The organism is Sphingobacterium chuzhouense, from assembly GCF_014692525.1.
In the GTDB taxonomy this organism is placed as follows: domain Bacteria; phylum Bacteroidota; class Bacteroidia; order Sphingobacteriales; family Sphingobacteriaceae; genus Sphingobacterium; species Sphingobacterium chuzhouense.
On record NZ_JACNYL010000001.1, the window covers coordinates 221529 to 246238 of the forward strand.

General features: G+C 39.5%; 22 protein-coding genes and 1 tRNA gene. 5 read left to right on the forward strand and 18 right to left on the reverse strand.

Annotation, left to right across the window (positions count from 1 at the left end; all coding sequences use genetic code 11):
- Positions 1–18 precede the first annotated feature (18 nt).
- Positions 19–795 carry a glycerophosphodiester phosphodiesterase gene (locus tag H8B21_RS00970; RefSeq protein WP_190311931.1) on the forward strand — a complete coding sequence of 259 codons (777 nt, stop codon included), beginning with the start codon at positions 19–21 and terminating at the stop codon, positions 793–795.
- A gap of 46 nt (positions 796–841) precedes the next feature.
- Here H8B21_RS00970 and H8B21_RS00975 read toward each other — a convergent pair whose 3' ends face one another.
- The 4 genes from H8B21_RS00975 to H8B21_RS00990 all read right to left on the reverse strand — a co-directional run bounded on the left by H8B21_RS00975 (position 842) and on the right by H8B21_RS00990 (position 4785).
- Positions 842–1561, reverse strand: a complete 720-nt coding sequence (locus H8B21_RS00975; protein ID WP_190311932.1) for a thioredoxin domain-containing protein — start codon at positions 1559–1561, stop codon at positions 842–844.
- A gap of 34 nt (positions 1562–1595) precedes the next feature.
- Positions 1596–2810 (reverse strand): bifunctional 3,4-dihydroxy-2-butanone-4-phosphate synthase/GTP cyclohydrolase II, encoded by a 1215-nt coding sequence (locus tag H8B21_RS00980; protein ID WP_190311933.1) that lies wholly within the window; start codon positions 2808–2810, stop codon positions 1596–1598.
- 76 nt (positions 2811–2886) lie between these two features.
- Positions 2887–4341, reverse strand: a complete 1455-nt coding sequence (locus tag H8B21_RS00985; protein WP_190311934.1) for an LptF/LptG family permease — start codon at positions 4339–4341, stop codon at positions 2887–2889.
- 66 nt (positions 4342–4407) lie between these two features.
- Positions 4408–4785, reverse strand: coding sequence for an START-like domain-containing protein (locus tag H8B21_RS00990; protein WP_165293861.1), 378 nt, complete (start codon positions 4783–4785; stop codon positions 4408–4410).
- Positions 4786–5052: 267 nt separating this feature from the next.
- On the opposite strand from H8B21_RS00990, the gene H8B21_RS00995 reads away from it, so the two are divergent.
- A tRNA-Met gene (locus H8B21_RS00995) sits at positions 5053–5126 on the forward strand.
- 227 nt (positions 5127–5353) lie between these two features.
- Here H8B21_RS00995 and H8B21_RS01000 read toward each other — a convergent pair.
- The gene (locus H8B21_RS01000) at positions 5354–6127 is read right to left on the reverse strand and encodes a hypothetical protein (protein WP_190311935.1); all 774 of its coding nucleotides are present in this window, start codon (positions 6125–6127) and stop codon (positions 5354–5356) included.
- An 11-nt stretch (positions 6128–6138) separates the two neighbouring features.
- Positions 6139–6480 (reverse strand): four-helix bundle copper-binding protein, encoded by a 342-nt coding sequence (locus H8B21_RS01005; RefSeq protein ID WP_190311936.1) that lies wholly within the window; start codon positions 6478–6480, stop codon positions 6139–6141.
- A 152-nt stretch (positions 6481–6632) separates the two neighbouring features.
- Between H8B21_RS01005 and H8B21_RS01010 the strand changes: the two genes are divergently transcribed.
- Positions 6633–7127, forward strand: a complete 495-nt coding sequence (locus H8B21_RS01010) for a C40 family peptidase (protein ID WP_190311937.1) — start codon at positions 6633–6635, stop codon at positions 7125–7127.
- Between the two features lie 73 nt (positions 7128–7200).
- On the forward strand, positions 7201–7935 hold the full coding sequence (locus H8B21_RS01015; protein WP_190311938.1) for a DUF72 domain-containing protein: 735 nt from the start codon (positions 7201–7203) through the stop codon (positions 7933–7935).
- Between the two features lie 37 nt (positions 7936–7972).
- On the opposite strand, the gene H8B21_RS01020 is transcribed toward H8B21_RS01015, so the two are convergent.
- The 12 genes from H8B21_RS01020 to H8B21_RS01075 all read right to left on the reverse strand — a co-directional run bounded on the left by H8B21_RS01020 (position 7973) and on the right by H8B21_RS01075 (position 23904).
- Positions 7973–9469: a calcineurin-like phosphoesterase C-terminal domain-containing protein gene (locus tag H8B21_RS01020; protein WP_190311939.1), complete on the reverse strand. Its 1497-nt coding sequence runs from the start codon at positions 9467–9469 to the stop codon at positions 7973–7975.
- Positions 9470–9505: 36 nt separating this feature from the next.
- A complete protein-coding gene (locus H8B21_RS01025; protein ID WP_190311940.1) occupies positions 9506–11227 on the reverse strand; it encodes a RagB/SusD family nutrient uptake outer membrane protein in 1722 nt (573 codons plus the stop codon).
- A gap of 14 nt (positions 11228–11241) precedes the next feature.
- Positions 11242–14205: a SusC/RagA family TonB-linked outer membrane protein gene (locus tag H8B21_RS01030; protein ID WP_190311941.1), complete on the reverse strand. Its 2964-nt coding sequence runs from the start codon at positions 14203–14205 to the stop codon at positions 11242–11244.
- A gap of 32 nt (positions 14206–14237) precedes the next feature.
- Positions 14238–15812 carry a BACON domain-containing protein gene (locus H8B21_RS01035; protein ID WP_190311942.1) on the reverse strand — a complete coding sequence of 525 codons (1575 nt, stop codon included), beginning with the start codon at positions 15810–15812 and terminating at the stop codon, positions 14238–14240.
- 13 nt (positions 15813–15825) lie between these two features.
- Positions 15826–16797: a BACON domain-containing protein gene (locus H8B21_RS01040; protein WP_190311943.1), complete on the reverse strand. Its 972-nt coding sequence runs from the start codon at positions 16795–16797 to the stop codon at positions 15826–15828.
- A 397-nt stretch (positions 16798–17194) separates the two neighbouring features.
- A complete protein-coding gene (locus H8B21_RS01045) occupies positions 17195–18949 on the reverse strand; it encodes a DUF6377 domain-containing protein (RefSeq protein WP_190311944.1) in 1755 nt (584 codons plus the stop codon).
- A gap of 692 nt (positions 18950–19641) precedes the next feature.
- Complete coding sequence (locus H8B21_RS01050) at positions 19642–20142, reverse strand: hypothetical protein (protein WP_190311945.1); 501 nt, start codon at positions 20140–20142, stop codon at positions 19642–19644.
- A 13-nt stretch (positions 20143–20155) separates the two neighbouring features.
- A complete protein-coding gene (hemJ, locus tag H8B21_RS01055) occupies positions 20156–20695 on the reverse strand; it encodes a protoporphyrinogen oxidase HemJ (RefSeq protein ID WP_190311946.1) in 540 nt (179 codons plus the stop codon).
- Between the two features lie 77 nt (positions 20696–20772).
- Positions 20773–21807 (reverse strand): uroporphyrinogen decarboxylase, encoded by a 1035-nt coding sequence (hemE, locus tag H8B21_RS01060; protein WP_190311947.1) that lies wholly within the window; start codon positions 21805–21807, stop codon positions 20773–20775.
- On the reverse strand, positions 21807–22322 hold the full coding sequence (locus H8B21_RS01065; protein ID WP_190311948.1) for a hypothetical protein: 516 nt from the start codon (positions 22320–22322) through the stop codon (positions 21807–21809). Before H8B21_RS01065 ends, hemE begins: the two co-directional genes overlap by 1 nt.
- Positions 22323–23036, reverse strand: a complete 714-nt coding sequence (locus H8B21_RS01070; RefSeq protein WP_190311949.1) for a response regulator transcription factor — start codon at positions 23034–23036, stop codon at positions 22323–22325. It lies immediately after the preceding gene.
- Positions 23026–23904 carry a sensor histidine kinase gene (locus H8B21_RS01075; protein ID WP_190311950.1) on the reverse strand — a complete coding sequence of 293 codons (879 nt, stop codon included), beginning with the start codon at positions 23902–23904 and terminating at the stop codon, positions 23026–23028. Before H8B21_RS01075 ends, H8B21_RS01070 begins: the two co-directional genes overlap by 11 nt.
- A gap of 100 nt (positions 23905–24004) precedes the next feature.
- Between H8B21_RS01075 and H8B21_RS01080 the strand changes: the two genes are divergently transcribed.
- Positions 24005–24706 carry a YjjG family noncanonical pyrimidine nucleotidase gene (locus H8B21_RS01080; RefSeq protein WP_190311951.1) on the forward strand — a complete coding sequence of 234 codons (702 nt, stop codon included), beginning with the start codon at positions 24005–24007 and terminating at the stop codon, positions 24704–24706.
- The last annotated feature ends 4 nt before the right edge of the window (positions 24707–24710 follow it).

Sequence of the window (24710 nt, forward strand, 5' to 3'; positions counted from 1 at the left end):
TTTTTAGAATGTGATATTATGAGAAAAATAATCTTTAATTTTTTCCTGATGTTCTTTGTTGCCAATCTGGCAACAGCACAGACAAAAAACCTTACCATCGCTCATCGGGGAGCATGGGATGCTCCTAAGATTCCAGAAAACTCCATCGCATCGCTTAACAAAGCGATTGTTTTGGGCTGCAAAGGCTCCGAGTTCGACGTCTGGATGACCAAAGACAGCATGCTCGTGGTGCACCACGATCCCGATATAGCCGGCATTTTCATCGAAAACAGCAATTGGTCAGAACTCAAAAAAATTAAACTTTCCGATGGCAAACGCATCCCAACGCTAAAAGAATATTTAAAAGCGGGAAAGAGGCATAAGTCTACTCAATTGATTCTGGAATTTAAAATGTCGAAGATATCGCCGGAACGTACACGCCTAGTAGGAGAAAAATGTGTAGAAATGGTAAAACAGCTTCAAGCAACGTCGTATGTAGACTATATCAGTTTCGATTACGAGGCCTGTAAAAGAGTTATTGAATTAGATCCGGATGCAAAGGTTTCTTACGTCAACTGGAAACATGACCGGGAACCGGAGCAAATGAAAGCCGATGGTTTTTACGCGGTAGATTACCACTTCAAGGTCTTCAAGGAAAACCCTGGCCTCATTCAACGGTTTAAAGATCAAGGTATCAAACTGAACACATGGACGGTGAACGACCCAAAGGATATGAAATGGTTTATCCAGCAAGGATTTGATTATATTACAACAGACAAGGCAGAAGAGCTGATAAAGCTGACGGAAACTTTGTAAATGTAAAAATTGATAATAAAGAGGCGCAATTTCTTGCGTCTCTTTATTATTTCAATTGTGCTCTCAATTCTTGCTCCTCGATAAAGCCCAAGTGCTCCCAGATCAATCTATCCCCTTGGTATAGTTTTAAATAAGGCAATGCTTCCACGCCGAGTTCCTGGCATAGTGCTGGGTTGGCATCGGCATCTATCCGAACAAGCGTAAGGTGGTCTTCCATATCGGTAGCTATACTATTTAGAAAAGGTTCCATTTTCTTACAAGGAGCACACCAGTCTGCATAAAAATCAACCAATACCAGTTTATCTGATTTCACTAACGCTTGATATTGCTGCATATTCATTCCTGTCTCCATTCCACTAGCCGTACTTTCAGGTAGATTATTTGCGCGCCATTCCATCATACCGCCTGGTAGTTCATATATTTGCTCGAACCCCATCTCTTCTAACTTTTCTACAGCCTTGCTACTTCTTCCTCCGCTTAAACAGTATACAAAAACTGGTTTTTCTGTATCTAACATAGCAATCTGTTCGGTAAAATCAGTACCATTCCAGTCAATATTGATAGCATCTTTAATATGCCCTTTTTCAAATTCCTCTGGTGTCCGCACATCAACCAACTGTAAATATTCCACCTCCTCTATTTTATCTGCAAACGCTTGAGCCGTCAACTTATTAGAAGATTTTTGCTCCTTTGTTTGATTGTTTCCGCAACCACTCCACACTGTGATGAGCAATAATATAATGATGCTGTATCTTAATTGTACCATGTTGTCTCGGATTTTTCTGTGCCTTTGCCTCTCTCTATAAATTCTTCATGATAGAATGACCCATCCGGTCCCTTTTTGTTTTGAGATAATTCTCATTATAAGGATTCGGTTCTATTTCTATCGGTACATTTTCGACGACTTCCAATCCATAACCGACAAGCCCCGCACGTTTAGTAGGGTTATTGGACATCAAGCGCATTTTTGAAACGCCCATGTGTCGTAAAATCTGTGCTCCCACACCGTAATCCCGCAAATCGGGCTTAAAGCCCAACTGTAGGTTAGCATCGACCGTATCCACTCCCTCTTCTTGCAAACGATAAGCATGAAGCTTGTTTATCAAACCTATTCCACGGCCTTCTTGATTCATATAGACTACAATACCTTTACCTTCTTCTTGAATCATCTCCATTGCCTTGTGAAGCTGTGGACCACAATCACATCTGCATGATCCAAAAATATCCCCTGTCATACAAGAACTGTGCACTCTCACTAAGATAGGTTCATTTTCTTCCCACTCTCCTTTGAATAAAGCAAGGTGTTGTTCGCCTGTATTCTTTTGTGTGAATGCTTTCAGCTTAAAATCGCCCCACTGCGTCGGCATTTGAACAGTCTGTTCTTCCTGGATAAGGGAATCGTTTTTCAGTCGGTACTCGATCAAATCCTCAATACTAACAATTTTGAGGTCAAATCGCTCCGCTACAGGTATCAAATCCGGAAGACGTGCCATTTCCCCATCCTCTTTCAAGATTTCCACCAATACGCCTGCGGGTTCAAACCCGGCTAAGCGTGCCAGATCGACAGCAGCTTCTGTATGACCTGTACGACGCAATACGCCACCATCTTTTGCGATTAATGGAAAGATATGTCCCGGACGTCCCAACTCCTCGGGTTTAATATCGGGATTGATAAGCGCTTGAATGGTTTTCGATCGATCAGAAGCTGAAATACCGGTTGTACATCCATATCCCTGTAAATCCACAGAAACTGTAAAATTGGTTTCATACACCGCCGTATTCTGCCCAACCATCAAGCCAAGATTTAATTCTTCACAGCGCTCTTGTGTCAACGGAACACATACAAGTCCTCTACCATGTGTTGCCATGAAGTTTATTATTTCAGGTGTGGCGTTTCGGGCAGCTGTAACAAAATCGCCCTCATTCTCGCGATCTTCGTCATCCACCACGATAACGACTTTCCCCGCCTTGATATCTTCTATCGCCTCCTCTATCGTATTTAATTTTATTTCCATCTTGTATGCTCTTATCTATGCAAAGGTAGATTTCTTTATGCTGTTTTGTATAACAAACTTGTCAAAATCCCTAAGGTTATACCTTTGTTCTATTAAATTTAGAAGTGACCCATTTCCAAGCTCGTTCTGCCTTCTGTTTATATTGATCTGCATCAAATAATGCCGAATCTGTGGTTGACTTATATGTTAAAAATACCGCCAACGGTGTAAGGACAATAATTGCCATCCACATCCCTATAAGAGGATCCATGCTACCGTCTTTTGCAGCTTTTTCTGCCATAGTGGAGATAATATGATATATCAGAAAGAAAATAATCGCTACTACGACAGGCAATCCCAAACCTCCTTTACGGATGATCGCGCCCAATGGTGCGCCGATAGCAAAAAGCAATAAACAGGATACCGCCAATGTAAATTTTCGATGAAATTCAATATGATAGCGGATATCTCTTTCAACAAAAGCTCTATATTCTATATCTTTCATTTCCAAGACACTGCTCATTTGCTGCGCTTGACTCAAAGCGTTGCTCAGGACACCTCGACGCTGATCTTCCGGGACATGATCTGTCAGGAAATCATGAAACCCGTCGATAGCCACTTGCTTCACCGTATCAGCTCGATAATAAGGGGAAAAGTAAGAAACATAGCTTCGAGTTTCGGATAATATCTGGCGAGAAATGCTGTCTAGTTGCAAGCGATTAGAATCCGTGTACAGTTTGAGCTGTTTTAAGTTCAGCATCGAATGATGTGATTTAAACAAGCTCTCATCGGTCCTTTTCATCTGAAAGGCTTCCATATCAAACTTCTGTTCTGTTTCCGCAAAACGGAAGCGGGTAAATTGTTGCCGTGGATCATAACGTTTGGCGTTCTTCACACGTGACTCTTCATATCGAACACCATCTCTCAAACGTAAGATCATATAGTTGTTATCGGCAGAATTATGCATAAAACCTTCTTTTGCCAACAGCACGTTATTTGCGGTATTCCCTGTTCGATGGTCATAAATCATCAAATCATATAATATTGTCCCATCTTCGCTCTTATTCTTGGCGCGAATAGAATAGCCGGGAATGGATTTATTGAAGATTCCGGGCTTAATTAGAAAATCAGCTTTCTTATTGCGCACATCCCATAATAATGACCCCATCTTCAGATTGACCACAGGCAATATATAATCAGAAAATAAAAAAGAACCTCCTGCGAATAACGTTACGAGAACAATAAGCGGCGTCATCGCTTTTCGCAAAGAATACCCAGCAGCTTTAATGGCAACCAATTCGTAGCTTTCGCCGAGGTTACCAAAGGTCATAATGGAGGAGAGCAACATGGCAAGCGGCAACGCCATAGACAACTGAACGGCACATTGATAGCCTATAAGCTCCATCAATACATACCACTCAAAACCTTTGCCGATAAGATCATCGATATACTTAAATAAAAAAAGCATCAATAGAACGAACATCACGATACAAAAACATACCATGAACGGTCTAATAAATGCTTGTAAAATTAATAAGTGTATCTTCTTCATATCACCCCTTATCGCTCATCGCAATATGGTACAAAGATACTATTTTTTTCGGTAAGTAATCTTAGCTTATGCGCCTATAACACTCTGCAAATAGCCAACGGAATTATTCCATATTTGCTTCCTATCTTCCAAATTATCAGACTTTACGAAATCGGTTATCGCAAGTGCTACATCATTGGTTAACTCATCCTGGATAATCTCTATTTCAAAATAATAAGGCTCATCCTCCAACCATTTAAAGCGTACACATTTGTTCTCCTTTACAGACACCAACTTGGCACGATTTACTTCATCATCCCATATAAACTCATAAATTCCTTCTTTGTAATTGACGTCATCAGCAAACCATTGGGCTAATGCATTAGGTTCATGAATAAACGGGAATAAAATCCGTGGTGATGAATTTATGATATATTCTAAGTGAATTTCTTCTTTCTTTTCCATATAATTCTTTTGGTTAATTATAAAACCAAGCTATTTCTGTCTGTCCGTAAGTATACAATTTTATTTTGTGATTCAAAAAAGAATAACGGAATTAATTTTCGTAACCTCCAAAACCGTACTTTATGAGACGCGCCCATTACTTATCTACCCTCTTATTTATTGAATTAAAAATGAGAAAGTTGTGAAATGGGACGAAAAAAAAGAGATGAAAATTATTTTTTGCCTTTGGAAATGACGACTTATTGCTATATTTGCAACACGAAAAACGGCGGGGTAGCTCAGATGGTTAGAGCGCAGGATTCATAACCCTGAGGTCGGCAGTTCGATCCTGCTCCCCGCTACTTAAGGAGGCACCATATACGGGTTGTCTCCTTTTTTTATGCCAATAAAAATCTGTGCCCCAAACTGTTAGTGCCGGGTCATTTATAGTTCGATATTTGTGGCCAAGATTTTTAGCCCGTTGTGTAGTATCAATATGTGGAGGAAACGGCTTTGGTAATCATTCCGTTTTTCCAAAAGAATCTGTAATTGATTATTAAACAAGACTAAATAGTTTCCAAGCTGGAAGCTATTTGTCAATTATTTTCACACTGTAATAATCATATTCATTCCCAGTTTCTTTGTATTGAGTAACCAGTCCAAAATAAAGCGTATGATCATCTGTCCAGAATTCCTGTTCTATCACACAAAGCCATTTACCGGTTTTCTTTTCAAAGATTTCATTTAATCCAGTTATTTTTTGAAATTTATCCTGTTGTTTTTTCTGGATAAAATGTTCAAAACATTCTTGTCCTTCAAAGATCTTGTTCAATCTATATTTATCACGAGGAGAGACTGTTGCAAGACTCGGGTTGCCTACATCATAGGTGCCCTGCCCTGTTCCTAAATCAAAACTTACATCGGTAGTATGCCCACCTTCTAATAGAAGAATATCTTCAGCTGGGAAATAAGCCACAAAGGAACATTCACGTAATTGTTCCTCGTTTTCAACCAAAGTGCCGTTCCGGAAATTTATCTTGTTAATGCCCAGATAACCGTCCATTTCGTAAAAATCTACAATGCCGGCCAGTTGCTTTTGTACCGTTCCAAAATCAGTAATCTTTTCTATAGGTCTACTTACTTTCTCCTGCTGCTTAGCAGAATAGAACTGATCTTTAATTATTTTTTCAATTTCTACCTCAACAGTACGAAGGTCAGGGTTATCAATAGTTGTCCCTTCGGTTGCTATAGGCTCTTCTACCGCGTTGAATTGAACACTGCCTTTTGTTGCTACCTGCTGATTACAGGATATAACGATCATTGACAGAAAAGCGATTGCAGATAGCTGGGTGAGCGTATTCATGAATATAAATTCTATGCAGCTGACATTTCTTTGCATGCTTTGGCGCAAGTACGACAAGCTTGAGCACATTCAAGGCAGTGCTCCATTCCCATATTACCATGCTTTTCACATTCATCAGCGCATTTCTCGCATATGTCAGCACATATCCTACAGAGTTCTGCACTTAACTGCCCATCAATACTCATTACTTTTAAAGTAGCATTACAGATTGCAGCACATTCTAAATTTAGTTGTATACATTTTTTAAGGTGTTTCAAGTCTTCTTCATTTAAACAGGCTGTTCCGCACTGGTTACAGGCGACTACACATTCTCCACATGCTTCTATACATTCTTGAAATTTTGTCTGTATCATAACATTAAAGTTTTCTACTTATACGACCAACAGATGAAATTATGATTTGTTTGACTTGTCCATGGATGCCATATAACGTTGTTCTGCAAAATGTAAAATATAGCAGTTATTATATTTTCTATATCTTTGTTAGTATGAATGCAGTATACCACATGGGAAAAAACTGCCTCATGGTATTTTTCCTGATGACGGTCATTTCGTTGAAGGCCGTTTCTTCCACGAAGTCCGATATAAATTATGGGAATAACGACCCGTCTGAGCAAAGTCTTATTACTTTTGCCAAGAAACTATTGGGGGTCAAATATAAATATGGTGCGGCGAGTCCAACTCAAGGCTTCGATTGTTCCGGATTTGTCCATTATGTATTTAAACAATTTGATATAACATTACCCCGAAGCTCTTCAGCTATTGGTCAAGCTGGCCAAAACATTTCGTTAGCAGACGCCAAAGCAGGTGATATCATCCTGTTTACCGGTACCAATCCGGCAAAAAGGATAATAGGCCACGTCGGCATTGTTTTGTCAAATAACAACGGAAAGGAACTACGCTTTATCCATGCAAGCTCCGGTAAGGCGTATGCGGTTACTGAAACTATGTTGGAAGGCAGCTACAAAAAGCGATTCATGAAGGTGATCCGGGTTATATAATATACCTTCCCTTTTAAAAAATAAAAAACGTCATCGCTTTTTCCGTGTTATTATTGTCAAGAGACATACATACATGAAAAAAGACAAATTATATATCGGATGCTCCAGTTTCGCCACACCATCATGGAAAACCTTGTTTTATCCAAATGACCTACCCAAAAAAGAGTGGTTTAATTACTATTCCAAACACTTCAACACGTATGAGTTTAACGGTTCATTTTATAAGTTTCCCACAGTAGAAAATTTGTCGACATGGCATGATAAAGTTCCCGCTGATTTTAAATTTAGCCTCAAGGTTCCTAGAATAATCACGCATGTAAGAAGGCTGGAACAGTGCGACGAGGAAATAAAAGAGTTTTATCAAGTAATCAAGAAGGGGCTTAAAGATAAATTAGCTTGTATCCTCTGGCAGCTACCACCAAGCTTTAGCTATAATGAAGATAGATTGCAAGCTGTATTACGGGTGATGAACGCTGACTTTAAAAATGTAGTGGAATTCAGACATGAAAGTTGGTGGCGGGAAGACGTTATAAAAGCACTTGATAAAAATAACATCACTTTCTGCAATGTAAATTATCCTAAATTACCTACGTCAATCCAACAAACTACATCGATCGGTTATGTACGTATGCATGGCAATCCTAAATTATTCTATTCAGAATATACCCAGAAAGAGGTTAAAACACTTCATGACGAAGTAAACGCCGTTGGATTCAAAGAAGTTTATATTTATTTCAATAATACGGCATCGACAGCTGCTATAGTAAACGCTTTGCAGCTGCAGGAGATTTATAAAAAGAAAAGGTGAATTAAAAAAATTCACCTTTTCTTTGCTTTTAAACATTCTATAACGTTACGCTCTCGACATAAATATTCCCATAAGGATCTTCCGCTTCCACTTTAATAGTAATTCCAGTAGTGGCAGACGGTTTATAATAAAACATGTGATCGTTATACGCCTCTGGCTCGGCCGAAGGGCGATGAGCAGGTTTTTCGTCTCCGAAATAAGCATCGTACGCATCCCTATCCATCTCAAACCTCAGATTCTCGGTTAAAGTAGCCTTATAAACATCGTTCTCATAGACCTTAACCGTCCAATTGGTATGCCAAGCAAAAATATTGACAATAACACCATCTTGTCTAGAAGTTGTTACGGCTTGTCCCGGTTTATAGATCTTTATCTGGTAATCTTTTGATTGATCCGTACCCTTATAATACCAGTTTTTAATTTCATTGCCTTCAATCTCATAAACAGCATACCCACGCGGACTACCGTCATTACATAGATAGTTCCAAAAAGCCCCCATGACGGATCCCAAGTTGTTCTCCTCAATATCTTCACTGATTGTTGTCATGCGATTATTATGCAAGTGCCCCGTCAGGATACGCACTTTATAGCCTTCTAATAGCTTATAGAGATCCTCTTTATTGCTAACGCCTAGATTTGGACGGTCTCTTCTTGATGTATAGATATGCGTACCCAATATAATAAGTTTATCCTTACTTACATGTTTTAAGTCTTCTTCCAACCAATCAAGCTGATTTTGTGTAATATGCGCGCTATAATCACTATGCCCGTTAAAATTAACGTTGTCCAATACGACGAAATGACAATCTCCGATATTATAGGAATAATAGGTTGGTCCGAAATTCGCTTCAAACTGGCGTGCTGCGTTATAATCGTCCATTAAAACTGTCCGGTCATGGTCGTGGTTACCAATAACCTGAAATACCGGCAGTTGTAGACGTTTTATCTCCGTCGCGTATTCTGGGAAATAGGCCATGTTGTCCCAAACTAGATCCCCCAAAGAAATCCCGTACACCGGTGACTCGGTTTTCATACTATTTGCATACTCTGCTATTAGCGGTATTTCTGTATTACGCAACCAGCTCAGTTCCACCGTTTGGCCGATTTGCACATCGGCTAACGCCAGCAACTGAAATTTATTTACAACAGCTTGTTTTTTCAGACTAAAATCCCGTCGCATAACTTCACTCCTGTCCGCAGGTAACGCATAATAGATTTTCGGTAATCCATTCTCCATGGGTATTTCATAGTTTGATGGAACGGAAACAAAGACAAATTTTGCGCGTTCGTTTGCTCCTAACTGATAAATACCCTCCTCATCTGTCAGCGTCGTGGTATACCCATCGCTGACAACAGCGCCAACAACAGGTGTATCACCATCTGTAAGCTTACCGACCAGATTCATACCCTCTTTTACGACGATATCCGTAGGTTCTTCAGGAGCTGGATTTCTAACAAGTCGCTCATCCTCACTGCATCCGATAAAGAAGAGTAGGCTTAACGTTAACAATTTAAAAAATATTTTCCTTGTCATGATTCGATTATTTTCTCTTTAAATGATTTAAGTTGATTATTTGCTATTTCCTCCATATCCTGGATTCTGTAACAATAAGTTATTCGCTGAAATAGCAGAGTATGGTATTGGAAATCTATTTTTCGTGTTATCTGTCGGCTCATGATCCCACCATTTCTCTTGTGTAAATGCTTCCCAACGGATAAGATCTGTACGACGACGTCCTTCTCCAAGAAATTCGATCAACCATTCATCCAGCATTCTGTATTTATCCATATTAGCAGCCGTCACCGGGTTTGGATCGACCCTGTTTGCAAAGTTCCGTTCACGAACCGTATTGATTAATGTAGCAGCTGCTCCTGCGTCTCCCTCACGAAGCTTACATTCGGCGAGCATATAATATATTTCAGCCAAACGAATAACAGGCGCATCCGGATCAAATTGAAGTGGCTGATCCGCTAAATTGGGCTGTGGGACTTTTACGAGGCGTATTCCACTGTTCTCCTCACCTACTTGAATATTTGAAGGCAATTTGGATACGTCCCCACCATACTTTGTATTGAGTTCTTTAAATGGCGCAACAATATCAACAAGATTAAGGATTTCTCCAGAATATGCCTTTGTTCCTTTAGTAGATTCCCCTGTTATAGGATTTGTTTGAGTACCCACTAAGAACATACCTTCGTAATTCTTATTACCTCTATAAACAAAAGGTTTTTTTCGAAGGTCATTATCATGGAATTTCTCGTAAGGATTCCCCAATTTAAATTCTGTATATATCTGTCCGGTAGGTTTGCGGGAAGGACTAAGCATAAAACCATTGTATGGAGCTCCATTCCCCGAGACTCCACCGAAGTATTTACCGCTTTCCTGATGATAGAAATATCGCCAGTACCAAAGCCATGCCGCATCTGTGGTGGAACCGCCTTTGGAAGGAGCTGCCCAAATTATTTCCGGAGAACGATCATTATCGAAACCGTGCGGCCCCCACCATGTATTATCAAGTTCATAAACACCGTATTCACCGTTAATGATATCTTGGCAAATAGCAGCACATTCCGCAAATCGGTTCTGTCCGGTATAAGCCTCTGCATTGAAATAAAGCTGCGCCAACATGGCGGCAGCTGCAGCTTGTCTAATATACCCATCTTCAAATGCGCCCAATTGCGTCTTTTTCTTCAAGTTAGGAATTGCATTTTTCAGCAATCCTTCTATGTGGTCGAATGTTTCTTGTGCCGAAGCTCTTGGACGTAGCTCATCTTGGGTTGATTCATATATGGGCATTCCACCAAAGAAATCAAGACCGCGCATATAGAACCATGCAATCAAAGCCTCCAATTGTTGAACTTGATCTGCTTTGTCTTGTTCTGTCATTCCGACTGTCGAATAATCCAATGCCTCCAAATCTTCTTTAGCAGACATCGTACGAGCGATCCCCCCTCCGACTCCGTTATACGTATTTTCGACAAAACGATCATCCGGATTCCAAGTATGGTACTGCAAGCGGAAATATTCACCTCCATTATACCAATCCTCAGCACGCTGCGGACAGGTCATCGCATCCGTCGTCAATTCCTGTAGATACCAGCGGTCGGCACCAATAAACCATCTCCAGTGTGTAAACGGACGGGCAAGGACAGCGTATGTACTTTCTTTTGATGTAAAAAAGGTATCCGGCGTAACCGAAGAATAGTGTTGTTCATTGAGATCACAACCTCCCAATAAAATGGAAAGCATTAATCCAGATAATTTAAAATATTTTAGTGAGTAGCGTTTCATATCTTATCTAATTTTTAGAATGTCAGTTGTACTCCTAATGTGAACCGACGGGTTTGTGGATACATACTAGCTGTACTATTAATTTGTTCAAAACCTGGGAATAGTCCGTTTAAACTTACTTCAGGATTGATTCCTTTATAGGAGGTCAATACAAATAAATCTCTTGACGTAAAATATAGTCGTGCTTTTGATACGTATGGTGTATACTTCTTTAAATCGAACGTGTATCCAGCACTGACTGCATCGAGCGCTACAAAAGAAGCGTCGCTTATAAATACATCGCTCAATATTTTTTCGTCATTGACAGCAGCGTAACGGTCAAATGCTTCTTTTAATACGTTAAATTGTGACTGCGTACGTAACCCATAATACATATTGACCTGACTAAACACATCATAATTGATATAACTACGTAAAGACGCGGAGAAATCAAATTGTTTATAGCTTAAATTATGATCCCACGAAATGGTCAACTTAGGGATTGCGTTGCCAACATAGTGTTTATTATCGTTGATCAAATTTTCACTTGTACCCGGCACGATCTCCCCATTCTTATCGTGAATCAACCATTTACCGTTTTCGTCTAGTCCCGCGTACTTAAAGACAAAGAATTGACCGATCGTCGATCCATTTAATAGACGTCCGGCTCTCCCTGGGTTACCCGGAGAAGGAAAAGCATCCATGTCGATAATACCATCTTCCCCCAAATCCAATATTTTGGAGGTATTGTGTGAAAAACGGGCTATTGTATTATAGTTCCAATCTTTATTGCGGACGATTTCGCCACCCAATTCAAATTCCCAACCCTTATTCTGTAAGGTTCCCACATTCCGCATAATGGTAGTATGGGTCATTGGAGGCGTTGGAGCATCTGTTTGGAATAACAGGTCTTTCACGCGTCGTTGATAGATATCAAATTTACCAAATAGGCGATTGTTCCAGAATCCAAAGTCTACCCCAGCATTAAACTCCCCTTTTTCTTCCCATTTGAGATTAGAGTTGACATTTCGTTGTGGTCCGTATGCGTAAATCCACTCGCCTGTAGGCGTCGGATACATTTGACTATCCGGGCTGTACATACGGGTCGCGTAACCGTTACCAAAACTATTGTTACCCGTTACACCGTAACCTGCACGTAGCTTTAGGTCACTGATGAAAGGTAAATCTTTGATAAAGTCTTCTTCTATGAGTCGCCATCCCCCCGAAACAGCCCAAAAGTTTCCCCAGCGGTTGTTTGGACCAAATTTAGAAGAGCCCTCCCGGCGATAACTTCCGGATAAGATATAACGGTCTTTGAAGGTATAATTAACACGAGCGAATAGAGACAACAGACGCTCACGTGGATCTTTCTGCGAATCCATACCTGCTCTCCCATCGCTTAACCACGTTCCATCTTCCATATTCCAAGGCCCGACACCTTCGATAGTAAAATTGTAGTTTGTCATATTAAAACTTTCGCCATTCCCTTCCCAATAACTATATCCGGCGACCGCATCAATATTGTGTTCCTCTTGGAATATCTTTTTATAATTAAGGTAAGCATCGGCAGAGAAGCGGTTATTTTTGCTAAATCCGTGATATCCTTCCCCTCTTCTCGCATTATCAACAGATGACTTATGATACATTGACGTATACCGATACAATTGCCATTTTGACTCTTGATATCCAATGGTTCCTTTTGCGGATAAATTATCTGTCAGATTAATGTTAAGCGAAACATCGCTTAACAACCAGCTGTCTTTTCCATCATAGGTCTTTAACATGATATCAGCGACAGGATTGTAAGTCGTGCCCGAAATGCCAATTTCCCTTACATTATAACCCGATTCATTCGCATCGTTATATATAGGAATGGTTGGGTTTAACATCATCGCCGCATTGAAAGATCCGGAACCGTTTCGCTGATCTCGTTGCGCTTGACGGTATTCTGCACGTGCTTGTATCTCTACTTTGTTGTCAAATAAGGAAAATTTGCTATTCATACGTCCAGAATAATCTTTCCGTCCGTCTCCAATGACAATTCCCTTTTGATCTTGTGTCGAAAAGGTGGTATATATTAATGCATTGGGGCTACCGCCAGATATATTGACCACTTGACGATGTGAAAACGGACGATCATTGGTTAATGCACTATACCAATCCGTATCGTATCCATAGTCTTGACCAAGACCATACATGACATATTCACTCGATGTAAGAAGATCAGGGCGTTTTCTTACCTGTTCTGTCGAAAACTCTCCACTATATTGCACTTTTACATCGCCCACTTTAGCTTGCTTGGTAGTAACTAGTATAACACCACCTGCGGCCCGAGTACCGTAAATAGCACCTGCCGAGGCGTCTTTTAACACGTCAATGGTCTCAATGTCTTCTTGGCTAAGCGCGCGGATATCACCACCGGGAATACCATCAATAACAACTAATGGCCCTTGTCCTGCGTTTACAGAAGCAACTCCCCTTAACTGAAAACTGTTACCAGCGTTCGGGCTGGAAGTACCGTCAATCATCAATCCGGGTACCTTTCCTCGCAAAGCAGTAGCAATTGTAGCCCCACCTAGACCTGAAGTTAGCTTATCCCCTCTAATAGAGGTAATGGAAGAGGTAACCTGACGTTTTTCTAAGGAACCATATCCAATAACAACGGTCTCACCTAAATCAATGAATGAGGAAACCAATTGGATATTAATCTCACTTCGCTCACCCGCCAACTCTTCTAGGGTCTGATAACCGATAAGCGAAAATACCAATACATCCGTGGGTTGAATATTACTGATCGTATAGTTACCTTCCCGATCAGAGACTGTCGTTTTTTGTTCGCCTTTCACGGTGACACTCACACCGATCATTGCTTCACCATCTTCATCGGTGATAGTTCCCGAGATATTTTTGGTCTGTCCTTGGGCTGCCGCTATAAGCGTAGAGAACACAAAAAAGGGAACCAATATATAATGAAGCAAACGCTTTGTTAATTTTTTCATTTTATGATATTATTTATATGACAAAAGAGCTACTAATTTACTTTACTGTGTTTCTCCAATTTGATGTCGTTTAGCAACCAACGATTGTATCTGCCACCAAGTGTTTTCGTGCTTGGTTTTATGGTTACTTTTGTTTCGGAAGTGATACCATAAAGAGTCACACTTTTTTCTATCCAATACCAATCGGTAGCTGCATTATCTGGGATTTGGATGTCAAGATCATCCTTATACTTGGTGCTTTTATCATCTATACCGACCGATCCTGGCCCTTCTATCTCGACCATCAAGATGACATCATCGAATCCACTTCCCGAGCTTCCTCCTCGAGCAGGTGTCGCGTTAAAGGTCAGTCTCACATTCGTTGATCTGTCTGCTGTTGTATTCGGTATAGACACCAATTTAATTCCCGTCTCTACGTCTGTCTTTCCCATTTTGAAATAGTGCGCACCATAATAGAAGGCGTTCCCGTTCCAATTGATATCCTCATAGTTGCGATTTGCGAAGGCTGTAGCGGCAGACACTGTCGCAGATCCTGTGGGACCGGTGGTGTGCATATTTTTAGTTGATCCCGCGAAACCTTTTCCATGCCCCGCTGAGGTAGGTGCTTTCAACAACTCGTCTTCTCCGCCATATGGACGTACCCATTCAAAGTCATCTGCATAATATAAATATCCAACCGCTTTTCCATCGTCCGGCAACAATACTTCTTGTTTCACGGTAACAACAGTAGTTAAATTATCAGCATCTTTAATTGTAATCGCACCGATACGTGCTACGGTAGTCGGTTCCAGACTAACAGTCACTTCCGTTGTACCAGCATCTCCTTTATTGGGCGTTACATGTATCCAGTTGTCGCTTGCCAATGTCCAAGTTTCAATAGAATTAACCTCAAAGGTTGCCTCCCCACTGGTAATTGCTCCACGTTGATCCCCTGTGATTATAGTGACCTCCGTCAGCGGAATATAAGTAAGATCCTGCTCTACCTCAACTTTTTCAGTTTTATCACCGGAAATAACCGTAAACGACCCTTGACGAGATTCTCCTGTATTATTCTTCGTAACCGTTAATATTACCGAGACATTCCCGGCTTTTCCCTCCGTTTTATCCACGGAAATCCATTCCGGCAATTCGGAAATACGCCAATCTGAATTAGTGGATATATAGATAGCCGGTGCTTTTCCATTATCGAGTAAACCTCTGATATTAACCGCTATTTCTGCAGGAGATACATTTAGTTCCTCTACTTTTTTCACTTGTTTGATATCGACAGAAATCGTTTGACCGAGGCTTTCAAATACAATCTTGCCTTCTCTGTCTTCCATCGTCCCAGCTTCTTCTACGGTTAAAAAGATCGTATAACGACCACGATCACCAGTGCCTTTACTGAGTTCTACCCACTCCGGCTTTGACGACACTTGCCAGGTTCCGCTGGTACCGATTTCAATCTGGGCATGATCTCCATTTTCTAATAATCCTTGATAATTCAACGAAACGCTATTCGTTGATACTTCGAAAATGTCATCCATATCCAATGTCCGCTTACAAGAATGAAAAGACATTGTTGCCAAAATGGTCAGCAAGATGACAGTTGCTTTTATATTTTTCATAATCTATTGGATGCTAGTTTGTTTGTATTTTTTCAATCTTGATATCATTCAAGCTCCAACGAAAAGTACCTGTATCGGAACCTGTTTTTGTTGTTTTTAATGTGATCTTGCTACCTGCTTCTATTCCGAAAAGTTCCACACTTCTTTCAACCCAATGCCAAGGGCCACCGTTAGGAATCTGTATGCTGATTTCCTCACTTGTCTTTTTTGATCCGCCGCCGACAGTACCCGGCCCTTCAATTTCAACGATAACCTGTACATTGTCATAGTTCCCACTACCCGTACGAATTGGGGTAGCATTGAATGTAAGACGAGCATTTGTTGTTTTACCGTCTTCAAGATTAGGGATATTAGTGAGTCGAACCCCAGTTTGATAGTTAGTTTTCCCCATTTTAAAGTAATGTTTCCCCAAATAGAAACAGTTCCCACCAGAATTAATATCTTCATATCCTCTGGAATTGAGTGCAGTTTTTGCAGCGGCTACGGTATTCGCATTAATTGTCGTTCCAGTAGCTTGTTTTTCGATTTCATCTTCTCCTCCAAATTCTTCACACCAGCTAAAGTCATCTTCCAAGTATACGAATCCTACATTTTGACCATCATCCGTGTCTAAATCCATAGTCTGTATAACCGTTACTTTTTCTTTTAACTCTTTAGAAGATATAGTGAGTTGCCCTACACGGGTATCCCCAGTGGTATTCTCCTGGATGTCGATTATCACGTCTGTTTGCCCCCTTCCTATAGGTTTATCCGTCGTTATCCAGTTGACATCACTCGTTATTTCATATCCTAAATTTGCTAAAACGGTAAGCGTAGGCTTACTACCGGAGCTCAATCTTCCCGATTGGATAACAGATAGCTGTATTTTGTCTACCTTGAGACGTGCTGCAGCATTCTTGGTATTGTCCTCCTTTGAACAGGCAAAAAATCCTAGACAGCCGAGCAACAGTACAAAGCCCCAGAAAAAACTTTTTTTGTGTTTCATATTTTTATAATTTGATTATGGCTATACATCTTCATTTACTGACTCTTTTATTTTAGGAATCAGATGGTACTTCTCTTCATGATTACGATAGTGGATAAATACAATAAAATAGGTCAATAAATCTTCTCATCCTCTTAAGTGTGCTAACGTTTTATATTCGGTGACACCAAAGTTCTGAATTTCGATCTGACATAAACATAGTGCTATCGTCCAGAGGAGAAAAATCAAAATAAAATAAACAAACAATACACTTAAAGTCAAACAGTTAACTCAAAATAGACACATCCGTAATCTAAACTTTTCAAGATATAAAAATGGCTTTTAACGTGTGTTTTGGCTCACCCGTAAATAGAAAAGGTTCTCAACCTGTAATATAATCAGGAAGTTAATAGGGCATTTATTCCTTTATAAGTGAGAAATAAGCTTGTTTCCGATGTTCTTTAATTCGGTCTTCAAAACTATCTGGATAGTATGATTTGTTTTTCATCTTCGACCTATAGGTATAGATCGTCGTAATCGAGCATCTTAAAAACTTGGCTATTTTATAACTATCGGTTATACCCAACCTAATAAGTGCAAAAACCCTTAGCTCCGTGGTTAGCAATTCGTTGTGTTTTATTCTCTGCTGTTCGTCTTGAGGAAACAAGCTGTTAAATTCGGAAACAAAATTTGGATACAGGTTTAAAAATGTTTCGTCAAAATTCGTGAGGAATGCTTTGTGTTCGTTATCAATATATTTAGTGGATGCCAGCTCTTTTTCTATTTTGTCTAACTTTCCTCCTTTAAGAAGTCTTTTTAGGCTCCCTCTATATTCATCAAGCTTATCGATATAATCCGAGCATAAATCTATAAACTTGCTCAGATAGGTTTCCTTCAAAAGATTTGTTGATACCAATTCGCTATTAACAAAGAGGAGTTGACTATTGGTGGTCTCCAACTCTATATTGGCTAAATGTAGTTTATCACTCAATGCGTTCAACTCCTCGTTCATTTCCATGAGATCATCATTCATTTTGCTCAATTGACCTTTTGCTCTATCCAATTTTCTATATTGTCTAACAATGTATAACGATAATAGGATCGAACATGCCAAGAGACAGACAATAACAAAGAACGCTGAAGAAATTGTATTCTTTTGCTGTAGAATCTTGGTGTTGTAACTTGCGTAGATGCTGGGCAAAATCTTTATGATATGTTGTGTCCATCTATATGCACCACTGTACATTGCATCTTGCAAAGATATTTCGATGAATTGGTAGGCGGTCTTTACGTTACCTTCATTATAGAGGATCTCAGCAAGCTTCCAAAGGGAGACATACTCTTTTACTGCGTGTTTCACATCTGTAATGGACGATATAATCAAGTATTGTTTTTCTTTTACTCCATCCCCTTTTAGCCTATATAAATCAGACATATAAAAAGCGACATGGGCCATATCACGATCGTCTGTCGTGAGTTGGTTGTAAGCTTTAGATAATACTTCTACTGCACGATCATAATCACCTTCCACTTTGATTTTATTAGATAAATGTATAAGGTGCCAAACTGAATTTTTCGGGATGATGGTTATAAGAGAATCACGGCTAGCATCTATTATCTTGTCGTACGCTTTCAGTTCACGTTCAATAATAGCTTGGTCGGCTAACCCTTTGTACAATTCCATTTGCGTAACAAAATAAAGTCTTTTGAGATCCTCCGAAAGTTCTTCTTTAAGGAAATATTCCTTATCTAATAACTCACCGCATTCCTTGTACATCCCTGTGTACGCATAAACACGAGCCGTCAATAGTAATGATTCTGTCTGGTAGGTAGGTTGTGATTTAAGGACGCTCTCTGACAGACGAAGCATCTGTTCTGCATATTGCAAAGCAGTATCAATCTGCAAATCATAATACATATGGAATAGCGTTCTGTATGCATCAAATTGCGCCACGCCATCGGTAGTTGAATGCAATTTTTTTCGTACACTATCAATCTGACTTAACTTCTTTTCCAAGTAATATTCTCGATCAGCAATTACTTGGTTTAGTGTTTCAAGAGATTTCTCCGATGAATCTCTTGAGCTACATTGGCTGGTTAATAACAGTATTACAGCGGATATAAACACGCTGAATAGTGTACGATTTTTCTTCGAAATATAATTTTCAGCCATTTTGTTTCTTATTTTACCATGTTTGTCATCCCATTATCTTACCTAGCGCACAAGCTTGAGGCGTTAGCGAAGAGATCATCCTTCAAAATATAGGTAACGTAACGCCATTCGATACGACAAATTTAGTATTTAGTTTATAAAACTCGACACTTACATAAGGCGTTATAATTTGATACGTTTGCTACGTAACATGCAATCCATGTGCAGGTACATCTTCACAAAGTCAACGTCCTTTACGATAAACAAATTGTAAAATATAATCAGGACATTTGTATTTTTGGCATATTCATAGGACACTTTGATCAATCTCGGTGACTTTTTAGCTAATTCGTCCTTCTTGAAGCCAACCTCCGTCGTAAAAATCACAAACTTGGAACAAAGGTATCGAAAGTCAAAAGTATCGGTTCTCCCCTTAATAAAACTTACATAAAATTAATTGTACCATGAGTTAAATGCAATGTTGTATGAGACTATATCGTATTTCTTTAAAAGCATGTTACGTAGCATGAGTTTAAAGTTAACCGCTTTAGCTATCTAGTATAACAAAGTTGGGAATACGCTACGGAATTACATATCAAAGTTTTGTAACTGACGTGTCAAATACAATGAGAAAGTAAACATGTCATCGAAGTTCATTCAGAAGTTCGATGACTTACAGGTCATGTACAATGAGGTTGTGAACATGTCGTTCATTACCATAAATGATAACGCACACCGAACATTAAAAAATTGGGTTGTATTTCTTCCCATTCAAAATGGAATTTTAGTTTATACCCTGTATATAACGATAGATTCACCGCTGGAAAATAATAACTAACACCAGCCTGCCCATTTAATATCGTAAAGTTTTCACGCTTTTCTGGCCAAGCCTGCTCTTCGGAAAGATCTTGATAGCGATAGAAATCCTGGCTTATACCACCTCCGAGGAAAACATTAAAATTACTTTTCGTTCTATCTAATAACGAAAGTATATAATCGCCACCAACAGCTACATAACCACTTCGCCCATACACCTGTGCCTGGACCGCGGAGTGTTTGGCAAAATCATATTTCCCTTGAATCCCAAAAGCTCCTTGGTAACTGGGGGATTCTAATTGCACATCGCCATAAAAACCAAACGCCCAAGCGTGGTCTTGCGCTTTTCCTTGAAATACTATTATAGATAGAAATACTAATAAAAATATGTTCTTCATTTGTTTAATATCATCACGAGTTACGAGATCGATAACGCTTGTATAACTTAATAAGAACCATCAATAATACAGCCAGCCCCAATAACCCCAACACACCATAAATCCAATCGATGGCTGATCTAAAGATAACTAAAAAAACGATGGCAAAAAGAATAATGGTGGACACTTCATTCCATAAACGCAACTGCGAAGAAGTCCATGTAGATTTACCTAATGCCAATAGTTTCATAATTTGTTGACTCTTAAAATGGTAAAACAGCAGTCCCGCCACAAAAGTAAGTTTTACATGCATCCATCCCTGACTTAACAAACCTGGTGATAGATAAAGCATAGTCAATGCAGAAGCAACGGTGATATACATCGCAGGTGTGGTGATTACCCACCAAAGCCTTCGTTCCATAACCATGAATTGCTCATGCAATACCTGATATTCTATGTCCGATTTCAGCTTTGCTTCCGTATGGTAGATAAACAGCCGGGGCATATAAAATAGCCCCGCCATCCAGCAGACCATAAAGATAATATGCAACGCTTTTGCGTATAAGTATATCATTTTATTTAATTAGTGATCAGTGACTATATAGTTAACTAATTTTTACTTATCACTTCATTACTCATTACTTCGTTGCGCTAATATCGGAATTCCTTAACCACATCGATTGCATATTTCACATTATCAAAAGGAATATCCGGCATAATCCCATGTCCTAGATTAAAGATAAATCCTTCCTCGCCACGCATACGTTCAAATAACTGCAAAATTTTATCTTTAATGACATGCTTATCTGCATACAATACAAACGGATCTAAATTTCCTTGTACGGCAATGCCTTTTGGAAGCATTTGCTTCACGTTTTTCAAATCAGCGTTCCAATCGATGGATACCACATTTGGCTTCGCTTCTGCCATCATCGGCGCAAATACCGAAGAACCTTTACAGAAAGAAATCACCGGAACGGACCGTTTAATATTGTCCAGAATATATTTATTATAGTAATGCGCAAAATCGCGATAATCGTTCCATGATAATGCTAATGCCCAACTATCAAACAATTGTATAGCATTTACACCTGCTTCGATCTGCATATTCAGATAGCTTATCGTTACATCGGCTATTTTTTGCAACAGTTGATGTGCTAACGCTGGCTCATTATTAAGCAATAACTTGGTTCGTTTAAAATCTTTAGACGAGCCTCCTTCTACAAGGTAACTCAATATCGTAAACGGCGCCCCCGCAAAGCCGATTAAAGGGATACGTCCTGCTAAACGTTTTTGTACCACACGGATAGCATCCGCAACATACTGTAACCTATCTACGCAATCGGTCTCCAGTCTATCTACATCAGTCTGTGTACGTACCGGATTACTGAATCGAGGCCCTATTCCTTGCTCGAACGATAGATCTCCTCCCATTGCCTCTGCCGTTACCAGAATGTCGGAAAATAAGATTGCCGCATCAATATCCAAAAGATCAACGGGCAACATCGTCACATCTGCTGCGATTTCCGGCGTTTTGCACATCTCTAAAAAGCTGTATTTATTCTTTATTTCCCAGTATTCGGGCATAAAGCGTCCGGCTTGACGCATCATCCAAACAGGAGGTCTCTCCGTCGACTGCGATAATGCAGCTCTAATCAATAAATCGTTCTGTAAAGTTTTGTCCACTAGGTTTGTTTATTTAATTCTTTTTCTATTTTTTCAACAATTGCTTTTTGGCGTTCTGTAAGTTTCAGCTTATTTGCGAGCTCGATATACACAGGAACACGGTCGTAATTACGTTTTCGTAAATTGATATTGGCTAGATTAATCAATACAAATCCTTTCTCCGAATCGCGTTTCCAAGGCAAGCGGGAAGCTAATTGAAAGTGATATTCCGCGTCGTCGATCCGTTCCTCTTTGAGCGCGATATTTCCCATCATGAATTCATAATAATTTCGGCGTCTCTTCCGTAGTTTATCAGGATCCTTAATTTCCGCTAGCAGTGCTTTGGTTTTCTCATAGTCTTGCTTGTGAAATGCCTGCGTAGCTAGAAAAACGGTACCTTCGCGATAATGGCTCCATATAAAGTATCCAATCAGCCCTAAAATATAAATAATGATATTATAGTGCTTCTCGTAAACCGCATAAAGAAGAAATGTCACTGCGATACCGATGACAATCATCCTTGATCGTGTGTTCATCTACGCGCTGGTTGGTGTATCTGTAAACTTATACCCTACGCCACGGATCGAATGAAAATATACAGGATGTTTTTGGTCGGGCTCAAAATATTTACGGAACGTCAGAATAAAATTATCAATCGTACGTGTTGATGGATAAACGTCGTAATTCCACACGGTTTCTAATATCTGCTCCCGGGAAACGGCTTCATTTTTCCGTTCTATCAATAACTTTAACAGCATCGTTTCTTTTTTCGTCAACGACGTTACTGTGCCGTCCGCATGATGAAGTTCATAGGAGTTAAAATAAATTGTTTTATCTCCAATTGTATACGAATTAAATTCTTTTAAATCGTCTGATTTAAGTCCCCTACGGATTAAATTGCCTACACGAAGGATAAGCTCTTCCAGATTAAAAGGCTTGACTAAATAGTCATCGGCGCCTTTTTTTAAGCCTGTGATACGGTCTTCACTACTGTTCTTAGCTGTTAGGAACATAATAGGTACTTCCGTATTCTGTAAACGGATAGTTTCGGCAACCTGAAAGCCGTCGATTTCGGGGATCATCACATCCAGAACAATCAGGTTGAAGCGCTCTTCCTTAAATATCTTCAATGCCTTCTTTCCGTCTGTAGCTGTCGTTACCCGGTAACCTTCTAGCTCCAGATTTAATTTGATGGCTTCCAATAAATGTTCTTCATCTTCTACCAATAATATACGTTGCTTAGTTTGCATAATTTTCAAATGTTACTTCAAAAATACTCCCAGATGGAGTGTTATCTTTTACCTTAATGGAGGCGTTGTGTTTTTGCAATACTGTCTTCACTATATACAACCCTAAACCCGTGCCTTTAGTTTTACGTGTAGACTCATTGCCTATTCGGTAAAACTTGTTGAATATGTTTTTTTTCTCTTCTTCTGGTATACCCTGCCCATGATCGGCAACAGAAAAAATAATTTTTCTGTTTTCGCTTTCTTTCAGTTTTACATCCACCGTTGCACATGGAGGTGAATATTTTATGGCATTTTCTATCAAATTATTTACCACATTAGTGATGGCAAATTTATCCGCATGGATAACCACGTCTTCATCTAATTCCGGTCTTAGAACTTGGGAGCTACATGCATTTTTCTGTAGTCTATCTACCACACTATCCACCAATTCTGTCAAATTAAAATTTTCTTTTGGGAAATTAAAACTGCGGTTTTCCAATTTGGTCGTCAATAATACATTTTCGACCAGGTCATCCAACCGTTCGATGTCCTTCAAAGAATTGGAAAGGAAAACTTTTTGTTGCTCCCTGTCCAAATCACGTTTTAGAATGGTCTGTATATACAGTTTTACAGAAGCCAAAGGTGATTTCAATTCGTGGGTTACCGCCAATAAGAAATTCTGCTGCTGTTGTTGTTGTTTATGTTCACCGCTAAACAGTTTCTTTAACCGCATCGCTCCCCAGATAAAAATCAATAAGAAAAAAATTCCTTCCCCAATGATCATCCCTTTGCGCTCTGGTTCGTAATTTACTAGGAGATATCCCCACCAAAGCAACTGGGTGATGGCGTAGAACACCAAAAAATAAAACAGTACGAGCGCTCTCTTCATACAATAAATTAATGTCGCACAAAAATAACCATTTGTTAACCTCAAAGGAAATAGTCTGTGCATTATGACAATAGGTTAAGAAAGGTGTTATCTTTGTATTATGTTTTTCCATAAAAAAGATATTTTCTTCGATTTAGACCATACCATTTGGGATTTTGACAAGAATGCACAAGAAACACTACACGAGCTTTACTACAAATACCGTTTTGATAAGTTGATCGGAAAGAGTGATTCCGACCTTTTTATTGAAACTTATACTGTTAACAATCATCGTCTTTGGGGACTTTATCATCATGGTAAAATTGATAAACCGACTTTGCGTCGGCTACGGTTTGCCGATACGTTTACCCAACTAGGCGTTGAACCTGAATTATTTCCAGCGGCATTTGAAGAAGAGTATTTAAGCATCTGCCCTACCAAGACGAATCTCTTTCCAAACGCGGTTGAAACATTGACCTATCTACAGCGTAAATATAGACTGCATTTAATATCGAATGGCTTCAAAGAAGCCTGTGAAAAGAAGTTAGAGCACAGTAAACTGAAATCTTATTTTAAAACTATTGTTATTTCGGAATTATTTGGCATAAATAAACCCGATCGAAGAATCTTTGAGCATGCTTTACAAAATGGAGAAGCCGAGCGGGAAACATCTATCATGATTGGGGATAATCTTGATGCCGATGTTCGAGGTGCGCAAAACGCAGGGATGGACGCTATCTTCTTTAATGCAGTTGGTCTTGAGCAACCGAAAGATGTACGCCATATGATTCGGGATTTAGGCGAATTACAGTTGGTTTTTTAACAGT

Excerpts from the sequence above, each read along its gene's own strand:
- H8B21_RS00975 (WP_190311932.1), bottom strand. The coding sequence starts at position 1,561 with ATGGTACAATTAAGATACAGCATCATTATATTATTGCTCATCACAGTG.
- H8B21_RS00970 (WP_190311931.1), top strand. The coding sequence starts at position 19 with ATGAGAAAAATAATCTTTAATTTTTTCCTGATGTTCTTTGTTGCCAAT.
- H8B21_RS01075 (WP_190311950.1), bottom strand. The coding sequence starts at position 23,904 with ATGAAGAGAGCGCTCGTACTGTTTTATTTTTTGGTGTTCTACGCCATC.
- hemJ (WP_190311946.1), bottom strand. The coding sequence starts at position 20,695 with ATGATATACTTATACGCAAAAGCGTTGCATATTATCTTTATGGTCTGC.
- H8B21_RS01015 (WP_190311938.1), top strand. The coding sequence starts at position 7,201 with ATGAAAAAAGACAAATTATATATCGGATGCTCCAGTTTCGCCACACCA.
- H8B21_RS00985 (WP_190311934.1), bottom strand. The coding sequence starts at position 4,341 with ATGAAGAAGATACACTTATTAATTTTACAAGCATTTATTAGACCGTTC.
- H8B21_RS01010 (WP_190311937.1), top strand. The coding sequence starts at position 6,633 with ATGGGAAAAAACTGCCTCATGGTATTTTTCCTGATGACGGTCATTTCG.
- H8B21_RS01000 (WP_190311935.1), bottom strand. The coding sequence starts at position 6,127 with ATGAATACGCTCACCCAGCTATCTGCAATCGCTTTTCTGTCAATGATC.
- H8B21_RS01025 (WP_190311940.1), bottom strand. The coding sequence starts at position 11,227 with ATGAAACGCTACTCACTAAAATATTTTAAATTATCTGGATTAATGCTT.
- H8B21_RS01050 (WP_190311945.1), bottom strand. The coding sequence starts at position 20,142 with ATGAAGAACATATTTTTATTAGTATTTCTATCTATAATAGTATTTCAA.
- H8B21_RS01005 (WP_190311936.1), bottom strand. The coding sequence starts at position 6,480 with ATGATACAGACAAAATTTCAAGAATGTATAGAAGCATGTGGAGAATGT.
- H8B21_RS01070 (WP_190311949.1), bottom strand. The coding sequence starts at position 23,036 with ATGCAAACTAAGCAACGTATATTATTGGTAGAAGATGAAGAACATTTA.
- H8B21_RS01080 (WP_190311951.1), top strand. The coding sequence starts at position 24,005 with ATGTTTTTCCATAAAAAAGATATTTTCTTCGATTTAGACCATACCATT.
- H8B21_RS01045 (WP_190311944.1), bottom strand. The coding sequence starts at position 18,949 with ATGGCTGAAAATTATATTTCGAAGAAAAATCGTACACTATTCAGCGTG.
- H8B21_RS01020 (WP_190311939.1), bottom strand. The coding sequence starts at position 9,469 with ATGACAAGGAAAATATTTTTTAAATTGTTAACGTTAAGCCTACTCTTC.
- H8B21_RS01040 (WP_190311943.1), bottom strand. The coding sequence starts at position 16,797 with ATGAAACACAAAAAAAGTTTTTTCTGGGGCTTTGTACTGTTGCTCGGC.
- H8B21_RS00980 (WP_190311933.1), bottom strand. The coding sequence starts at position 2,810 with ATGGAAATAAAATTAAATACGATAGAGGAGGCGATAGAAGATATCAAG.
- H8B21_RS00990 (WP_165293861.1), bottom strand. The coding sequence starts at position 4,785 with ATGGAAAAGAAAGAAGAAATTCACTTAGAATATATCATAAATTCATCA.
- H8B21_RS01035 (WP_190311942.1), bottom strand. The coding sequence starts at position 15,812 with ATGAAAAATATAAAAGCAACTGTCATCTTGCTGACCATTTTGGCAACA.
- H8B21_RS01065 (WP_190311948.1), bottom strand. The coding sequence starts at position 22,322 with ATGAACACACGATCAAGGATGATTGTCATCGGTATCGCAGTGACATTT.
- H8B21_RS01030 (WP_190311941.1), bottom strand. The coding sequence starts at position 14,205 with ATGAAAAAATTAACAAAGCGTTTGCTTCATTATATATTGGTTCCCTTT.